The organism is uncultured Kluyvera sp. (assembly GCF_902485085.1).
Taxonomy (GTDB): domain Bacteria; phylum Pseudomonadota; class Gammaproteobacteria; order Enterobacterales; family Enterobacteriaceae; genus Kluyvera; species Kluyvera ascorbata.
Genome location: NZ_CABTJS010000046.1, coordinates 1 through 1,509 on the forward strand (window position 1 = coordinate 1; position 1,509 = coordinate 1,509).

Here is a 1,509-nt window from a genome sequence, read left to right on the forward strand (position 1 = left end):
GGATTGTGCTAACTCCGACGGGAGCAAATCCGTGAAAGATTTATTAAAGTTTCTGAAAGCGCAGACTAAAACCGAAGAGTTTGATGCGATCAAAATTGCTCTGGCTTCGCCAGACATGATCCGTTCATGGTCTTTCGGTGAAGTTAAAAAGCCGGAAACCATTAACTACCGTACGTTCAAACCTGAGCGTGACGGCCTTTTCTGCGCCCGTATCTTTGGGCCAGTAAAAGACTACGAGTGCCTGTGCGGTAAGTACAAGCGCCTGAAACACCGCGGTGTGATCTGTGAGAAGTGCGGCGTTGAAGTGACCCAGACCAAAGTGCGTCGTGAGCGCATGGGCCACATCGAGCTGGCATGTCCAACTGCCCACATCTGGTTCCTGAAATCGCTGCCGTCCCGTATCGGTCTGCTGCTCGATATGCCACTGCGTGATATCGAACGCGTACTGTACTTCGAATCTTATGTTGTTATCGAAGGCGGTATGACCAACCTGGAACGTCAACAGATCCTGACTGAAGAGCAGTATCTGGACGCGCTGGAAGAGTTCGGTGACGAATTCGACGCGAAGATGGGTGCGGAAGCTATCCAGGCCCTGCTGAAGAGCATGGATCTGGAGCAAGAGTGTGAAACTCTGCGTGAAGAGCTGAACGAAACCAACTCCGAAACCAAGCGTAAAAAGCTGACCAAGCGTATCAAGCTGCTGGAAGCGTTCGTACAGTCTGGTAACAAGCCAGAGTGGATGATCCTGACCGTTCTGCCGGTTCTGCCGCCAGATCTGCGTCCGCTGGTTCCGCTGGATGGTGGTCGTTTCGCGACTTCTGACCTGAACGATCTGTATCGTCGCGTCATTAACCGTAACAACCGTCTGAAACGTCTGCTGGATCTGGCTGCGCCGGACATCATCGTACGCAACGAAAAACGTATGCTGCAGGAAGCGGTAGATGCCCTGCTGGATAACGGTCGTCGCGGTCGTGCGATCACCGGTTCTAACAAACGTCCTCTGAAATCTTTGGCCGACATGATCAAAGGTAAACAGGGTCGTTTCCGTCAGAACCTGCTCGGTAAGCGTGTTGACTACTCCGGTCGTTCTGTAATCACCGTAGGTCCATACCTGCGTCTGCATCAGTGCGGTCTGCCTAAGAAAATGGCACTGGAGCTGTTCAAACCATTCATCTACGGCAAACTGGAACTGCGTGGCCTGGCCACCACCATCAAAGCCGCTAAGAAAATGGTTGAGCGCGAAGAAGCTGTCGTTTGGGATATCCTGGACGAAGTTATCCGCGAACACCCGGTCATGCTGAACCGTGCACCAACACTGCACCGTCTGGGCATCCAGGCGTTTGAGCCAGTACTGATCGAAGGTAAAGCTATTCAGCTGCACCCGCTGGTTTGTGCGGCATATAACGCCGACTTCGATGGTGACCAGATGGCTGTTCACGTACCGCTGACGCTGGAAGCCCAGCTGGAAGCGCGTGCGCTGATGATGTCTACCAACAACATCCTGTCCCC

1 pseudogene is annotated in these 1,509 nt (G+C 53.1%); it reads left to right on the forward strand.

From position 1 onward, the window contains the following. Positions 1–31: 31 nt before the first annotated feature. Positions 32–1,509, forward strand: a pseudogene (locus tag RDN66_RS06095) (DNA-directed RNA polymerase subunit beta'); the annotation flags it as partial.